Source organism: Erwinia sp. 9145 (assembly GCF_000745075.1).
Taxonomy (GTDB): domain Bacteria; phylum Pseudomonadota; class Gammaproteobacteria; order Enterobacterales; family Enterobacteriaceae; genus Erwinia; species Erwinia oleae.
The window spans coordinates 1,812,601-1,828,771 of record NZ_JQNE01000001.1 but is presented as its reverse complement, the minus strand read 5'-3'; the positions used below and the strand labels follow the sequence as shown (position 1 = coordinate 1,828,771).

Annotated in this window: 15 protein-coding genes; 3 read left to right on the top strand and 12 right to left on the bottom strand. The window is 56.0% G+C overall.

Annotated features, from left to right (window positions below; translation table 11 throughout):
* The first annotated feature begins 32 nt into the window (after nt 1-32).
* Nucleotides 33-926 (top strand): SDR family oxidoreductase, encoded by an 894-nt coding sequence (locus tag FA91_RS08975; protein ID WP_034914783.1) that lies wholly within the window; start codon nt 33-35, stop codon nt 924-926.
* Between the two features lie 57 nt (nt 927-983).
* On the opposite strand, the gene FA91_RS08970 is transcribed toward FA91_RS08975, so the two are convergent.
* From FA91_RS08970 to FA91_RS08935, 8 genes are all read right to left on the bottom strand, one after another.
* On the bottom strand, nt 984-3,359 hold the full coding sequence (locus FA91_RS08970) for a membrane-bound PQQ-dependent dehydrogenase, glucose/quinate/shikimate family (RefSeq protein WP_034914780.1): 2,376 nt from the start codon (nt 3,357-3,359) through the stop codon (nt 984-986).
* Between the two features lie 252 nt (nt 3,360-3,611).
* Nucleotides 3,612-4,133 (bottom strand): PadR family transcriptional regulator, encoded by a 522-nt coding sequence (locus FA91_RS08965; RefSeq protein ID WP_034914777.1) that lies wholly within the window; start codon nt 4,131-4,133, stop codon nt 3,612-3,614.
* 72 nt (nt 4,134-4,205) lie between these two features.
* A complete protein-coding gene (locus FA91_RS08960; RefSeq protein ID WP_034914775.1) occupies nt 4,206-4,988 on the bottom strand; it encodes a siderophore-interacting protein in 783 nt (260 codons plus the stop codon).
* A gap of 155 nt (nt 4,989-5,143) precedes the next feature.
* The gene (locus FA91_RS08955) at nt 5,144-6,454 is read right to left on the bottom strand and encodes a sorbosone dehydrogenase family protein (RefSeq protein WP_034914772.1); all 1,311 of its coding nucleotides are present in this window, start codon (nt 6,452-6,454) and stop codon (nt 5,144-5,146) included.
* Nucleotides 6,451-6,891 carry a DUF2231 domain-containing protein gene (locus FA91_RS08950; protein ID WP_034914769.1) on the bottom strand — a complete coding sequence of 147 codons (441 nt, stop codon included), beginning with the start codon at nt 6,889-6,891 and terminating at the stop codon, nt 6,451-6,453. Before FA91_RS08950 ends, FA91_RS08955 begins: the two co-directional genes overlap by 4 nt.
* A 113-nt stretch (nt 6,892-7,004) precedes the next feature.
* Nucleotides 7,005-7,724 (bottom strand): GNAT family protein, encoded by a 720-nt coding sequence (locus tag FA91_RS08945; RefSeq protein ID WP_034914766.1) that lies wholly within the window; start codon nt 7,722-7,724, stop codon nt 7,005-7,007.
* Nucleotides 7,725-7,798: 74 nt separating this feature from the next.
* Complete coding sequence (locus tag FA91_RS08940; RefSeq protein ID WP_034914763.1) at nt 7,799-8,218, bottom strand: thiol-disulfide oxidoreductase DCC family protein; 420 nt, start codon at nt 8,216-8,218, stop codon at nt 7,799-7,801.
* A gap of 48 nt (nt 8,219-8,266) precedes the next feature.
* On the bottom strand, nt 8,267-9,658 hold the full coding sequence (locus tag FA91_RS08935) for an NAD-dependent succinate-semialdehyde dehydrogenase (protein WP_034914759.1): 1,392 nt from the start codon (nt 9,656-9,658) through the stop codon (nt 8,267-8,269).
* A gap of 113 nt (nt 9,659-9,771) precedes the next feature.
* On the opposite strand from FA91_RS08935, the gene FA91_RS08930 reads away from it, so the two are divergent.
* Complete coding sequence (locus FA91_RS08930; RefSeq protein ID WP_051937111.1) at nt 9,772-10,683, top strand: LysR family transcriptional regulator; 912 nt, start codon at nt 9,772-9,774, stop codon at nt 10,681-10,683.
* On the opposite strand, the gene fabV is transcribed toward FA91_RS08930, so the two are convergent.
* Nucleotides 10,661-11,857: an enoyl-ACP reductase FabV gene (gene fabV / locus FA91_RS08925; RefSeq protein WP_034914755.1), complete on the bottom strand. Its 1,197-nt coding sequence runs from the start codon at nt 11,855-11,857 to the stop codon at nt 10,661-10,663. The two genes, FA91_RS08930 and fabV, sit on opposite strands and share 23 nt — an antisense overlap.
* A 109-nt stretch (nt 11,858-11,966) precedes the next feature.
* On the bottom strand, nt 11,967-13,289 hold the full coding sequence (locus tag FA91_RS08920; protein ID WP_034914749.1) for a D-serine ammonia-lyase: 1,323 nt from the start codon (nt 13,287-13,289) through the stop codon (nt 11,967-11,969).
* 332 nt (nt 13,290-13,621) lie between these two features.
* Here FA91_RS08920 and FA91_RS08915 point away from each other — a divergent pair, with 332 nt between their 5' ends.
* A complete protein-coding gene (locus FA91_RS08915; protein WP_034914746.1) occupies nt 13,622-14,896 on the top strand; it encodes a Glu/Leu/Phe/Val dehydrogenase in 1,275 nt (424 codons plus the stop codon).
* A gap of 41 nt (nt 14,897-14,937) precedes the next feature.
* On the opposite strand, the gene FA91_RS08910 is transcribed toward FA91_RS08915, so the two are convergent.
* Both FA91_RS08910 and FA91_RS08905 read right to left on the bottom strand, forming a co-directional pair.
* Nucleotides 14,938-15,384, bottom strand: coding sequence for a DUF441 domain-containing protein (locus tag FA91_RS08910; protein ID WP_034914743.1), 447 nt, complete (start codon nt 15,382-15,384; stop codon nt 14,938-14,940).
* A 73-nt stretch (nt 15,385-15,457) separates the two neighbouring features.
* A complete protein-coding gene (locus FA91_RS08905) occupies nt 15,458-16,093 on the bottom strand; it encodes a hypothetical protein (protein WP_034914740.1) in 636 nt (211 codons plus the stop codon).
* Nucleotides 16,094-16,171: the final 78 nt, after the last annotated feature.

Here is a 16,171-nt window from a genome sequence, read left to right as displayed (position 1 = left end):
AAGTCGGTTTAAGACAAATTAAGGTGCAATTTATGAGCGAACATCAAAAAAAATCACTACTCACCATCGACTACCCTGCACCGCCTTTCCCTGAGCAGCCACAACCCGTGCCCGGTCTCGCCAGTAAAATGATCCCCGTTCCGGATCATGGCGAGAAAAGCTACCGTGGTTCCGGTCGTCTGGCGGGCAGAAAAGCGTTAATCACCGGCGGCGACTCCGGTATTGGCCGTGCGGTGGCCATTGCCTATGCGCGTGAAGGAGCCGATGTCGCCATCAGTTATTTGCCGGAAGAAGAGTCCGACGCAGCAGAAGTCATTGCGCTGATCGAAGCAGAAGGCCGTCGCGCCGTGGCCCTGCCTGGCGATATCCGCTCTGAATCGTTTTGCCAGCAGCTGGTGAGCGATGCCGTCAGCAAACTGGGCGGCCTGGATATTCTTGTCAATAACGCTGGCCGTCAGCAGTTTAATGAATCCATCCGCACATTGAGCACGGAAGATTTTGACGCCACGTTTAAAACGAATGTGTATGCAATGTTCTGGATAACCAAAGCTGCGGTCGATCATCTGCCGCGCGGCGCGTCGATTATCAATACGTCCTCCGTACAGGCCTATTCGCCAAGCGCCATTCTGCTGGACTATGCGCAGACGAAAGCGTCGATTGTTGCTTTTACCAAAGCGCTGGCGCAGCAGCTCGGTAAGGAAGGGATCCGCGTTAACGCCGTTGCCCCCGGCCCTTACTGGACGCCATTACAATCCAGCGGTGGGCAGCCGCAGGAAAAAGTGCAGCAGTTTGGCGCCACTGCGCCATTGGGACGTCCCGGCCAGCCTGCGGAGATCGCCCCGCTGTATGTCACGATGGCGTCAACTGAGAGCAGCTACAGTTCAGGTCAGGTATGGTGTTCAGACGGCGGCACAGGCACGCTGTAATTCATCCAAAGCAAAAAAAAAGGGTGGCTTTATGCCACCCTTTTTATTTCCGCAATGCTATTTCAGCCGATAGGCAACCACCGCATCCCCGGTCTTTGTTCCCAGAGAGCCATGACCACCCGCGGCAATAACCACGTACTGTTTGTTATCAGCGCCCATGTAGGTTGATGGCGTTGCCTGTCCGCCAGCAGGAAGCTCGTTTTCCCATAGCAGCCTGCCGTTATTGACGTCGTAAGCGCGAATAAAGTTATCCGCCGTTGCCGCCTGAAACACCACATCACCCGCAGTAGTCAATGGCCCGCCGTGTGCGACCATGCCCATCGGGAAACCAATCGGGAACCGGCCCGGCAGGAAAGTCGTGTTGAGATTTTTAGTGTTGCCGGTGCGGCGCAACCACGTTGTTTTACCGGAGGTCAAATCCACGCCCACCATGCGGCCCCACGGCGGCGCAATACAGGGAATGCCCAAACCGGACGCAAACTGCTGAATGTGAATAGCGTAATCACCCTCAAAGTTCTCGTTCCAGTAAGGCGTGCCGTCTTTGGTAAACAGACGGTCTCTGGCGTTTTGCGGCGTGCGTTTGATCAGGTTGTATTTGTAGGCCAGACGAACCGGCGAAGCGATAAGGATCTGACGTTCAGGATCGACGGCCACCGAGCCCCAGTTGAAAACGCCAATATTACCGGGAAAGATCAGTGAACCGCCTTCCGTTGATGGCGTCCATGGATTGCCATCGTAGCGCAACGATTTAAATTCCGTGCGGCAGGCCATCTGATCGAATGGTGTCAGCCCCCACATGGATTTTTCATTAAGCGGCTCAGGAATAAAATTCAGTGCGGAAACGGGCTGGATGGGCGAAAATTTTTCCCCTGCCACGCCGCCTGTGGTTGAGACCTGACGCTGATTGACCGGATAAACAGCCTGACCGGTGAGCCGGTTCAGCACAAACAGGTTGCCGGTTTTCGTCGGCAGGATCACCACAGGCTGCCGTTGCCCCTGATAATCGATATCCAGCAGCGATGGCTGCGAAGGATTATCGCGATCCCACAGGTCATTTTTAGAGGACTGGAAGCGCCAGCGGAACGCGCCTGTTTTCAAATCAAGCGCCACCAGCGTATCGCGGAATTTTTCCGTGTTGCTGTCGGCAATACGTTTTGTGCCCAGCTCGTCCGGCGAGGCGTTGCCAAACGGCACGTAAACCAGGCCGTTTTTGACGTCAGCGCTCAGCGTTGCCCAGGCCACCGGCGTATCCTGTGGGTAGGTCTTGCCCGCCGCAATGGGCTGGGTGCTGTCCGGACTGGCCGGATCAAAGTTCCAGACCAGTCGGCCGCTGATGACGTCATAGGCGCGGATAACGCCCGACGGGTTTCCGGCATTAAAGCCGTTATCCATGACCGAACCGCCAACGACCACCAGGTTGCCGGCTACCAGCGGCGCCGCGGTTTGCATCAGCGCATGAGGACGCAGCGTTCCCATATTGGCATGCAGATCCACCACGCCATGATCGCCAAAATCGTCGCACAGTTTGCCGGTGTCGGCATCCAGCGCGCGCAGACGGGCATCGGTGGTGGTATTAAAAATACGCTTGCGGCAGGCCGCGGGCGAAGCCGCGTTCTGTTCAGCTGGCGCGTTTGCGGCGTCATAATAGCTGACGCCGCGGCAGGTCTGATGCTGTTGCAGGTAAGAGCGATCTTTGCTGGTGGCATACTTCCACTTCAGTTCGCCCGTTTCGGGATTCAGCGCATGCACTTCATTATGCGGCGTACAGAAATAGAGCGTGTTATTCACCTTCAGCGGTGTCGCTTCAAAGGTATATTCCGATGCATCTTTCTCATCGCGCAGATCGCCGGTGTGATAAGTCCACGCCGTTTCCAGGCTGCTGGCGTTGTCTTTGGTGATCTGCTTTAACGATGAAAAGCGCAGGCCGTTATTGGTGCCGCCGTAAGCTGACCAGTCATTGCCCGCCACATCCATATCGGTCGGATTGCGTTTGGTGGTGATATTGCCTTCTTGCGGATAGGGATCGTAGAACATCAGCCCGATAACAATCGCAATCATGGCGATAACGGTGCCGCCAAGAAAAGGATGAAACGCAGAGGCTCGTGAAGGCGCCTCTCTTTGAGAGAGCGAACGAACCACCCACGGCATTGCCAGCCACACGCCAATCAGACCAATAAGGTCGCCGCGTGGTATCCACTGCCATTTATCAAAGCCCACCTCGTAAATTATCCAGGCAAGGACAATCCACATCAGCACGGCATAAAGGGTCAGCGCGATTCTTTTATTTTTAAACAGGGCGAAGGCGGTGATCAGCAGCCCAATCGCCATCACCAGATAAAAAAAGGTGCCCCCCACCATCAGGAGTTTTGCGCCCATATAAAGCATAGCGACACCAATTATCGCTATAACAATACTTGTTAATTTGTTAACCATTCTGATTCTCTCAGTTGACACGACGGGCAAAAATCACCCGTGTAAGCGTTTACATTTCCACAGCATAAATTTAACTACATTTCATAAATAAAAAAACTACAGATATTTTAAGCTGTTGGCGTGATAATTACGTTGCGGAAACAGTACCGGTATTAATAGTAGTCGTAATGAGGGAATCGGGCAGGTCAGGGCTGTTTATACAGCGGATAAATTCGCAGTGCGCACGCCTGATTAGACGTGCGCAGCAGATTATCAGCAGCCGCGTTCAATTTTTTTAGCGGCTTCGTCAAGCGTATCAATAATCTTATGCAGCTTTTCCTGCGACAGGTTTTGCTGCGAAAGCTGCGCATTGAGCGCAGTTTTGAAGTTATAAATGGCGCGCTCGACCTCCGGAATACTGCGATTATTCACCAGCACCGCCAGCGAGGTGAGGCGGGAAACGATATCGCGTAAGAGAGGCTGGTTTTCAGCCAGCTGGCGGCGGCCCGCCTCTTCCAGTTGCCAGGTTTTTCGGCTGGCATGCGGATCAACAGCGCTGATGCAGTTCGCGTCTTCAAGAAGCGTCAGGTTGGGGTAAACGATCCCGGCGCTGGGCGTGTATTCGCCCCGTGACAGATCTTCAACAGATTTAATCAGCTCATAGCCATGCGCCGCGCCCTGACCAATAAAATGCAGCATCAGCAGGCGAATATCGCCCGCATCAAGCATTTTTTCACGGCGTTTTCTGCGCCTGGCGCCGCACTCTTCACGGCCTGCGTGGAGATCCTGTGTCATCACCTGTCCCGGAAAAAAATCAGGAGACGATAGTATTCTGCCCATCGCGTAATTTCAACACGGTGACCAGGGCTATTTCTGATGCCAGTAAGCCACCGCGCGAACCCGCTCTGCCTCGCACCCGCGCTGCGCAATAAAATAGTCGCCCAGTTTTTTCACCGCAGCGCCCTCGCCCGTCAGCCAGATAAAATAGTCATTATCGGGCAGCGAGAGAGACGCAAACTGCGCAATCAGCTCGTCTGCCGCTGCCAGCGTCATCGCGCCACTGCCGAGCCAACTCACCGTTACGCTACCGGTATCGCCCAGGTAATCGCGTCCTGCGGCTTCATCAGCAAAGGCAAACAGCCTGATGTCACCACCCGAAAGCCCCTGCTGGCGGCGCTTAAAGGCGGGCAGCCCGGTTTCATCACATACGTAGAGCTGGAAAGCGTAATCTTCCGGCACCACCAGCGATCCACGCGGCCCGCCAATCGTCAGTTTATCGCCCGGCTTCGCCTGCACCGCCCAGTCGCTTGCCAGACCGGCCTGATGAATATAAAAGTCGAGCGTCAGGCGCCCTGCGTCACCGTCAAACGCCAGCGGCGTATAGTCGCGTGCAGCAGGCCGTACGCCATCTTTCCATACCACGCCTTCGGAGGTGATTTCCGGTAAATTCAGCTCACCGCCGTTGGGGAAAAAGACTTTGATATGATCGTCGAAGCCTGCTGAATTGAAGCCCTTCAGCGCGTCGCCGCCAAATTCAATACGATTAAAACAACCCGCAACCTGGCGGGTGCTCAGCACGTCAATGGTGCGAAAGCGCAGTTCATTTCTGACGCGCTGGGGTAAACGAGAAAAAGGTTGATTATCCTGCATGGGATCTCCTGCATAGCGTCGGCACATTATTATGAATGATTCTCACTCAACAGAGTGGGAATATATCTATGATATATCTTAAGCGCAAGCGGCAGGAGGGGTGAATTTGTGCGATCGAGGGTGAAAAGCGCCGTCGGACGACGGCGCGGAGCATGTTAGCGTGCGGAGACGCGCCAGACGGTATTACCGGCATCATCGGCAATCAGCAGGCCGCCCTCCTTATCCATACTCAGTCCCACCGGCAGACCGCGTACGTTTTTCTGATCGTCAGTCAGGAAACCGGTCACGACAGGTTTTGGCATCCCCTGGGGTTTGCCGTCTTTGAAAGCCACCCAGACCACCTGATAACCGTTCAGTGGTTTACGGTTCCAGCTGCCGTGTTCGCTGATAAAAGCGCCGCCGCGATACTCTGCCGGAAGATTGTCGCCGGTATAGAACAGCAGGCCCAGTGGCGCAACGTGCGAGCTGAGGGCGTAGTCAGGCTTGATGGCTTTTTTAACCAAATCGGGCCGTTGCGGTTTGACGCGCTCATCCACATGCTGGCCGTAATAGCTGTAGGGCCAGCCGTAAAAGCCCTGATCCTGCACCGAGGTGAGATAATCCGGCACCAGATCGGCGCCGATTTCATCACGTTCATTCACCACCGCCCACAGCTTGCCGCTTTGCGGCTCCCATTGCAGGCCGGTCGGATTGCGCAGGCCGCTGGCAAAGATACGGCTTGCCCCGTTGGCCACATCCACTTCCAGTACCGCCGCGCGACGGTATTCCGCGCCCGTGCCGTTTTCGGTGATGTTGCTGTTGGAGCCGACGCCCACATAGAGCTTACTGCCGTCCGGACTGGCGAGCAGCGATTTGGTCCAGTGGTGGTTGATGGGCCCGCCGGGAAGATCGGTCAGTTCGGTGCCGGGATCGGTGATTGAGGTTGCGCCGCTGTCATAGTGATATTTCATGATGGCATCGGCATTGGCCACGTAGAGCGTGTCGCCGATCAGCTGCACGCCAAACGGTGAAAAAAGATTATTCAGAAAGGGGTGTTTTTCCCAGTGCTGGCCGTCGGCGCTTCTTCTGAGCAGCGTGATACGGTTGCCGCCCGCGCCGCCTTTGCCGGAGGCTTTTTGCACCAGCCCCATGATCAGCTCTTTAGGTTTGGCGGTCACACCCGGCGGGCTGTTGCCTTCCACCACCAGGATATCGCCATTAGGCAGAGTGGTGAGCTGGCGTGGGTGTTGCAGGCCATCGGCAATTTTTTCAATTTTTAACCCGTCGGCCACGGTGGGTTTCTCGCCCTGCTTCCAGGCTGCACCGCGCGGCACCTGCATGGGCGGTAGCAGAAAGTTTTGTGCCGCAGGCAGTTCAGGGTTTGCGCCGGTCTGGCGCGCGGGATCGATTTTAGCGCTGTCGTCGCAACCGCTGATCATCAGCGTGATGGAGAGCGTCAACAGGGATAGTTTCAGAGACGTTTTCATCGGGCTTCTCCATAAGCGTAGCGGGTACGGACGGCGAGCTGGACGTTGGCGATCAGCAGCAGTAAAACCACCAGGGTGGAGAGAATGACGCCGGAAGGCACCACTGCCCAGGCATCGCGGCTGTGAACGAAAGCATTAAAAATGGCCAGCACGACGGCCAGCGCCGACAGCCAGAAATGGAGATTCAGCGCGGAGCGTCCTGGCAGATTGCGGCCCTTCACCAGATGCACAAGGCTGATAATACGGGGAATGATGGCGAGGATCAGACCGAAAACAATCAGCCAGCTGGCCGACTGCGTCCAGGTAATTTCCGTACTGAAGAGATAGATCACATCAAAGATCCATGCCGCGACAAAAAATCCCAGCGGCACCGGGTCAAGCAGTGAATAGACAAAACCAACAGGTCGGGAAGCGTGGTGTAGCGCCGAAGACGTCATGAACTTACTCCTTTTACCGTAAACGGTGACGACCAGATTGTCGTCACGCGGTTTGGTAAAAGGTTAGTAAGTTTAATGCCTTTATGTCGGGAAATATCACAAAAAATTAACGCTTACTTTGTGACGTTGTCACGCAGAGCCGCCAGGCTGTGGCGCTGTTTACCGTCTTCATCAAAGTTTTCTGGCTTCAGCCACTGTTCGAAAGCCTCCCGAACAGAGGGCCACTCTTTATCAATGATGGAAAACCAGTTGGTATCGCGGTTGCGCCCTTTATAGACGATGGCCTGACGAAACGTTCCTTCAAAACTGAAGCCCAGACGCCGCGCCGCGTTGCATGAAGGCGCATTCAGGCTGTCGCACTTCCACTCGTAGCGGCGATAGCCAAGCTGGTCGAAGACGTACTTCATCAATAAAAATTGCGCCTCGGTTGAGAGCGGGCTGCGTTTCAGGTAGCGGGAAAACGTAACGAATCCCACTTCAATCACACCGTGCCCCGGTTCGATACGCATTAACGCCAGGGTGCCAACTGCGCGATCTGTCGTCAGATCGATAACCGTATAGTGCAGCGCATCGCTGCTGCCGCCCGTCGCATCAAGATGGCGGCGGAATTCTCCTTCGTTCCTGAACGGCCCGAAAGGCATATAGGTCCAGTCCTTTTCATCTTCAGGATCTGCCCATGCGGCACAGAGATCGGCTAAATGAAGTTGGGGGTCAAGCGGTTCCAGACGGCAAAAACGCCCCTGCATGGTGACTCGCTCCGGTCGCGGTCGCGATGTCCAGCCTTCAAGGCTTGCGCCTACCGGCTGCTGATACTCGTTATCGTTCTCAGACAAAAAACACCTCGGTCGTTACGGCTCAAAACAATAACATAGAGTAAGTGAGGAGAGGTTGTCCAGACAACGATGGATCAGTCAAGAAAGCGCCCCGGATAATCGGCGCGTGGTTTCTGATAAGCGTCAAAGCGCCCGAACAGGCGATATCGGTTGCGGGCGATAAGATCATAACAGCGATTGCTTATCCCTTCAGGGAAGTAGCGCAGGATGCCGAGCGCCCGCCACGGCCACGGCAGCCCGGCCAGCACACGGAAAATCGCTGCGGCGCGCAGGTAAACCCGATCGCCCTCCAACAGTACAATGGTGTTAATGTTGTCGGGCGACAACCCTGCCTGCGTCAGCAGCGCCCTTCCCTTATCGGTTTGCACCGCCGCCAGCCTGACGGTGCGGCGTTTATCGTGACGCAACAGGAAGTTGACCCAGCCATTGCAGAGTTTACACACGCCGTCGTACAACACGATACGCCCGGTGGCGTTTTTCGTCATCGCGTTCATTATCCCTCCGCAGGCAAAACGCGACGTTACACCGCTTTTATGCCGGCATCAACTCTCACGCCAGACCGTCTGGGCATTGGTGAATTCCTGAATGCCAAAGCGCGACAGTTCACGGCCAAAGCCGCTGTTTTTCACCCCGCCGATCGGCACGCGCGGATCGGAAAACGTCGGTGAGTTGATAAATACGCCGCCGGTTTCGATACGCGCCGCCAGAGAAGTAGCCTGCTCAATATCGCGGCTCCAGATGCTGCCGCCCAGGCCGAATTCAGAGTCGTTGGCCATTGCAACAGCGTCGTCCGCATCTTTCGCGACAATCAGTGAGGCAACCGGGCCAAACAGCTCCTGACGGAAGCTGGTCATGCCGGGCCTGACGTTGCTCAGCACCGTCGGCGCATAAAAGTTGCCTTCGCCCTGCATTATATGGCCGCCAAGCAGGCACTCCGCCCCTTCAGCCAGCGTTGCCTGTACCTGCGCATCCAGCTCATCACGCAGATCGTAACGCGCCATCGGGCCGATGTAGGTGGCTTCGTTGCGCGGATCGCCGACAGGCAGCGCGGCAACGGCGGCAACAAACTTGTCGCGAAAGGCCGTAAAAACAGATGATTCAACAATAATCCGCTTCGCGGCAATGCAGATCTGCCCGCTGTTCAAAAAGCGCCCGGAAATGGCGCCGGCCACCGCCGCATCAAGATCGGCATCTGCCAGTACGATAAACGCATCCGAACCCCCAAGCTCCAGCACGCATTTCTTGACCGCTGCGCCGGCCAGCGCGGCAACAGCAGCACCGGCGCGAACGCTGCCGGTCAGGGTGACGGCGGCGGTGCGGCGATCGTTAATCAGCGTAGACACCGCGTCATTATCGGCATTGACAACACGGAACAACCCCGCCGGAACTCCGGCCTCGGTGAGGATCTTTTCCAGCAGCAGCGCGCAGCCCATGACATTTGGCGCAGGCTTAAGCAGGTAGCTGTTTCCCGCCATTATAATCGGCACGGCGCCGCGCAGCACCTGCCAGACGGGAAAGTTCCACGGCATAATCGCCAGGATCGGCCCCAGCGGAAGGTACTGAACAAACGCTTTGTTGTTTTCAACCAGCGCGGGTTCCGGCTGAAGGAAAAGCGGCCCGTGTTGTGCGTACCATTCACACAGGCGGGCGCTTTTTTCCACCTCGCTGACGCCCTGAACGATTGGTTTGCCCATCTCATCGCTCATCATTGCCGCCAGTTCGCGGGCATGATTGCGTAGCGCATGCGCCATTGCCGTCAGCAGGCTGGCGCGCGCGTCGGTATCGCTTTTGCGCCAGCCCTGGAAAGCCTGCCAGCTGCTTTCGAGCGCATGTTCGACTTCCGCCGCAGCGGCAAATGGCAGGACGGTAATAACGTCGCCGGTGAAAGGATTGCGGGAAACAGCACCGGTCTGAACGGAGGATAATGCAGTCATAACGTCTCCATAAAGCGAAAGGATTGATACATCAATGAGGTCATCATAGGCTTGCCACTCTTTCTCATAAAATGAATAATAATGAAAATAACTTACCTGAATTGAGAAAGTTTATGGATATCACCCAGCTTGAAGTTTTTCGCGCTATCGCTGAAGAAGGCAGTGTGACCGCAGCGGCGGAAAAGCTGCATCGCGTGCCGTCGAACATCTCCACCCGGCTGCGCCAGCTTGAAGAGGAGCTGGGCACGCTGCTGTTTAATCGGGAAAAGCTGCGGTTGCATATCACCGACGCGGGGAGAACGCTGCTGGATTACGCCACGCGCATTTTAGATCTCACCGCAGAAGCGAAGCAGCGCATAGCCGGCGGTCAGCCGGCCGGCGTATTTACCCTGGGCGCCATTGAAAGCACCGCCGCCGTCAGGCTGCCACCGCTGATTGCGCGTTATCATCAACAGTGGCCGGAGGTTGAGCTGTCTCTGTCAACCGGCCCGTCCGGAGCGATGACCGACGGTTTGCTGGCGGGCGAATTCAGCGCAGTATTTATTGACGGGCCGCCCATGCATCCACAGCTGGACGGCATAGCGGCCTTCCCCGAGGAGATGGTGCTGATCTCGGCGTTAAACCATCCGGCGATAACCGGCGCACACGCGCTTTCCGGCGCGACCCTCTATGCGTTTCGCACCAACTGTTCCTATCGCCGTCTGTTCGAAAACTGGTTTGCGCGCGCCAACGCGATGCCCGGTAAAATTTTTGAGATGGAGTCCTACCACGGCATTCTGGCCTGCGTCAGCGCAGGCGCGGGGCTGGCGCTTATTCCACGGAGCATGCTGGAAACGATGCCGGGCAGAGACAGCGTGCAGGCCTGGCCGCTCGCCGATAAGGCAGGTCATCTGGATATCTGGCTGGTGTGGCGAAAAAACGGGGAGAATGGCAATCTGAGGGCGATGATTGCCCTGTTGCAGGAACAGGCCCGTCCGCAGACGAGCCTTGACGTGGCCAGAATTACATCTGCACCAGATTCCTGATTTTGACGTCGGCGTTAACGTCGGCGTCATAATCCACGCCCTCAACGCCAAAACCGAACAGGTGCATAAACTCTTTTTTGTACCCGGCAAAATCGGTAATGTCGTTGAGGTTATCGTTAGTCACGGTCGGCCACTGCGCCACTACCGTGTCCTGCACGTCCGCCGCCAGTTCTTTATAATCCGCGCGCAGACGGCCTTCATCATCAACGATGGGCGAAGCGCCGTACAGACTCTCTTTAAACAGGCCGTACACCTGCTCAATGCAGCCTTCGTGCGTTCCTTTCTCTTTCATCACCTTAAACAGCAGTGACAGATAGAGCGGCATCATCGGGATCGCCGAGCTGGCCTGCGTGACCACCGCTTTCAGCACCGAAACGCGTGCGTCGCCGCCTTTGTCTGCCAGCGTATCGCGGATAGTCAGCACGCGCTTGTCCAGATCCTTTTTCGCTTCGCCGATGGAGCCGTTCCAGTAGATATCGTGGGTGATTTTTTCACCGAGATAGGTGAACGCGGTGGTTTTCGCGCCGTCCGCCAGCACACCTGCGTCCTTCAGCGCATCAATCCACATTTGCCAGTCTTCGCCACCCATCACCGCGACGGTGCCGTCGATCTCTTGCTGGGTGGCAGGCTCCAGCGTGGATTCGCTAATGGTCTCTTTATCGGTATTCAGACCGCGGATGGTCACCTGCTTGCCCACCGGCTTCAGCGTCGAGTTGAACACTTCCCCGGTTTTTGGATGGGTGCGGCGCGGCGCGGCCAGGCTGTAAACCACCAGATCGACCTGGCCGAGATCCTGTTTAATCAGCTCGATGGTTTTCTGCTTGACCTCGTCCGAGTAAGCGTCGCCGTTGATGCTTTTCGCATACAGGCCTTTTGCTTCAGCGAATTCTTCAAAAGCGGCAGAGTTGTACCAGCCAGCGGTAGCGGGTTTGGTCTCTTCGCCCGCACGCTCAAAGAACACGCCCAGCGTGTCCGCACCACAGCCAAAGGCGGCAGAGATGCGCGCCGCGAGGCCGTAGCCGGTAGAGGCGCCGATAACCAGTACTTTTTTCGGGCCGTTGGCGATGGCACCCTGCCGGGTAACATAATCAATCTGGTTCTTGACGTTAGCTTTGCAACCCACCGGATGGGCAGTTACACAGATAAAGCCACGAATGCGTGGTTTAATAATCATGAAGACCTCATGTGGACTCTCATTAAATTTGGGCAGTAGAATACCTGCTTGTGTCGATTCAGGCAAAGTCGTCAGACAGTTATCGTGGATAAGGTAACGAAATCGTCTGCTATTTATCCGCCTGCGGCGCGAGATAGCGCGCCATTTCAGCTTCCGGCACCATACCGCCGCCGGTAGCCCAGACCAGATGTGTTCCCTGTTGCAGCATTGCCGTCGTTATCCCCTGCGCCGCCAGCGCCTCGCGCTGCTGCCAAAGCCGCCACGGGCCGGGCAAACCGGCCAGCGCCGACGGCTCCAGCGAGATCCCTTCATCATGGTTCAACAGCCGGAGCAGGTCGAGCATCTCGCTGTCCTGCAACGTATAAAACCCGCACAGCAGCCCTGCCATTGTGCGCCCGACAAAACCAGACGGGCGACCCACCGCCAGACCGTCCGCAATGGTTTTATTGTCGATGCCCAGATCCTGCACGGCAATGGCATCATGCAGCCCGGTATGCACGCCCAGCAGCATACAGGGCGAGTTAACCGGTTCGGCAAAGATGCAGTGTACCGCGTCACCAAACGCCAGCTTCAGGCCAAATGCCACGCCTCCCGGCCCGCCGCCCACACCGCAGGGCAGATAAACAAACAACGGATGCGCGGCGTTGACAATGACGTTGCGGGCAGCCAGTTGACGTCTGACGCGCTCGCCTGCCACCGCATAGCCCAGAAACAGCGTGCGGGAGTTTTCATCATCAATAAAGTAACAGGCCGGATCGCTGGCGGACTCGCGCCTTCCCTCTTCAACCGCCACGCCGTAATCCTGCGCATGTTCAATCACCTCGACGCCATGCGCGCGCAGGCGGTCTTTTTTCCACTGACGCGCATCAGCAGACATGTGCACGCTGACCTTAAAACCGAGCCGGGCGCCCACGATACCGATGGAGAGCCCCAGATTGCCGGTTGAGCCGACGGCAATGCGATAGCCGGAAAAAAACGACCGGTGGCGCGCCGACAGCAGTATGCTGTAGTCGTCGTTTTCGTTCAGCACTCCCGCGCCGACGGCCAGCCGCTCCGCGTGCGTCAACACTTCGCAAATGCCGCCCCGCGCTTTGATTGAGCCAGAAATGGGCAGATGGCTGTCCTTTTTCAGCAGCAGGCGGCCGTTCTGAACGCAGCCATAACGCGTGTTGAGCGTGTGCTGAATAGCAGGAATAGCCACGATATCAGATTCGATAATCCCCTGTGCGGCTTCGGTTTCCGGGAACGCCTTCATCAGCCAGGGCGCAAATCGGCGCAGACGTGCCGACATCTCTTCAACCTGGCGTCCCGTGCCGGACAATTCAGTATCAACCGATCCCGCCAGCGGGTTGATCCAGGTGACGGGTTCCAGACGACGCAGGCGTTCCAATAGCGGAAACCGCGTCAAAAGCTGTTTTGTGGTGACATCCATTTGACCCTTTCCTCTTTCTTAACCAAAAGGTGATAAGAGAAGCTTAACAAAGTTTGAGCTTGTTCAAACTTTTGAAAAATAGCGATTAACCGCCTGCTATGCAGATTTACTGCATAAAAATGGCCTTTTTTTCTGAACCGATTCTCTTTGTGACCAACACAATAACTAATTATTCGTTACAGAGGGTCTGAAATGTAATTACCTATAAAATTTCACAATAATTTAAAGAATTGAAAACCTCAGTTTGGTGTTAAATTACCGGCGTATAAGTCGTATGCACCAAAAAATTACCGATTTCGTAGTAGATATCACTTATCACACTAAGGTTTCTTATGGAAAAGCTATCATACGTTTCTGAAGGCAGCACAACAGCCTGGTCAACTTATTTGCAACAGATTGACCGCGTGGCGCCCTATCTGGGCGACCTTACTCGCTGGATCGATACGCTGCGTCACCCCAAACGCGCGCTGATTGTTGATATCCCCTTACAGATGGACGACGGCACCATTCGTCACTTCGAGGGTTTTCGCGTGCAGCACAACCTGTCGCGCGGGCCGGGCAAAGGCGGCATTCGTTACCATCCCAACGTTGACTTAAACGAGGTGATGGCGCTTTCGGCATGGATGACCATCAAGTGTGCAGCGGTAAATCTGCCTTACGGCGGCGCAAAAGGCGGTATCCGCGTCGATCCGTTTACGCTGTCGGACGGTGAACTGGAGCGACTGACCCGCCGCTATACCAGCGAAATCGGTCTGATTATTGGCCCGCAGAAAGATATCCCTGCCCCGGACGTCGGCACCAATTCACGGGTGATGGCGTGGATGATGGATACCTACTCAATGAATCACGGCACCACGGTAACCGGCGTGGTCACCGGTAAGCCTATTCATCTGGGCGGCTCGCTCGGCAGGGAAAAAGCCACCGGACGCGGCGTCTTTGTGACCGGCCGAGAAGTGGCGCGTCGCTCTAACATCCGCATTCAGGGCGCGAAAATTGCCGTACAGGGTTTTGGTAACGTAGGTAGCGAAGCGGCGCGACTGTTTGTGGAAGCGGGTGCCTATGTGGTGGCGATTCAGGATCATTCGGCAACGCTGTTTAACGCCGACGGCATCGATCTTGCCGCCCTCGCCGACTGGCAAAAAGCGCATAAAAATATTGCCGGTTTCCCTGGCGCAGAGACCGTTGACAGCGAGGCATTCTGGTCGGTGAGCATGGATATCCTGATCCCGGCAGCGCTGGAAGGACAGATAACCCGCGAGCGCGCTGAGCAGTTGAGCTGTAAGCTGGTGCTGGAAGGCGCTAACGGGCCCACCTTCCCGGATGCCGACGATATGCTCAGCTCACGCGGCATCATTGTGGTGCCTGACGTGATATGTAACGCGGGCGGCGTAACGGTGAGTTATTTCGAGTGGGTACAGGATATGGCCAGCTTCTTCTGGAGCGAGGGCGAAATCAACGACCGCATGGATAAGATTATGACCGAAGCGATGGTTCACGTGTGGGATAAAGCGAAAGAGAAGTCGTGCAGCCTGCGCACCGCAGCCTATATTGTTGCCTGTGAGCGTATTCTGATGGCGCGTAAAGATCGCGGTATCTATCCGGGTTAAGCAGCATCGGGCGGAAAGCTTCCGCCCTTTTTCGTTGCTCGTTACGATTTGCCGATGAACAACGAAACCAGCCCTGCGGCAATCAGCGGCCCGACCGGCACGCCGCGAAACAGCGAAACGCCAATAATTGTCCCGATAATCAACCCCGCCACCACGCCAGGCTGACTGCCCATCAGGGTAACGCCGCGCCCGCCTACCCACGAAACGAAGATCCCGACGGCGATCGCCAGCAGCGATTTCCAGTTAAGAAATGATTGTATCAGCGTGCTGGTGGGTATGGCACCGCTGGCAATCGGCGCCAGCATGCCAATGGTCAGAACAATGATGCCGATTGATACACCCTGCTTTTCGATCCACGGAAACAGACTGCTGAGCGGCGTCATTTTCACAATAATCAGTACCAGCAGCGCAATCGTCACCGCCATGTTGTGGCTGAAATAGCTCATGCCGGCCAGCCCCAAAAGAATCAGCAGCGTGATATCGAACATTCTCTTTCCTGATGTAAGTCGTTATAACGGCAGCTTAAAACGCTTTAATCTCACCTGCCAGCTTTTTTACTGCTTAATACAGCGCATCAATGGCGGCCTGCAAACTCACTGCCGGGCCGGTCAGTACCGAGAGCGTGCTGTTAATCTGTTTTTCCGCACCGGCCATCGATATTTGCGCCAGTACGATGCAACCCAGCGGTGACTCCGGGCGTTGCTGGATATAACCGGCAATTTCCCGGTAGTAGCCGTCGAAATCGCCCGCATTGAACCACACCCAGGCTCCTGGTATCAGCTCGACCGACAGACGTTCGGGAGGAATAAACGCTTCAAAAAGATGGGTGGTGGCCGCCAGCGTGGCGTGCGCGGTGCAAAGCACAAGGATCGAACCCTGATAGCGCGACGCGACTTTCGCCAGCGCGGCATCAACCCGGATCACCGGTTTGCTGAACTGGCTGGCGTCCCATGCCACCACCCCAAGCGTGGTGCAGGTAACGATCACCGCATCGGCGTAGTCACACAGCTCATGAATGGCCTGACGTGTCGCATCCGCGATCGCCTCGGTGACGTCTCCCGCATCGGCAACGCTTGCCAGCAGTTCGCCCTCAACGCGATGCAGCAGTTCAACATCGCTGAAATCGAGCCCGCGCAGCGCATCTTCATAAAGCGCAATGTTGCTTCTGGCCGCATGCAGGCAGGCGATAACAGTCATTCCACTTCTCCTGTCCAGAGGAAAGATCATGCTGACAAATTACTCTTTTATCGCCGTGAAATCCGGTCTTTTTAAAGG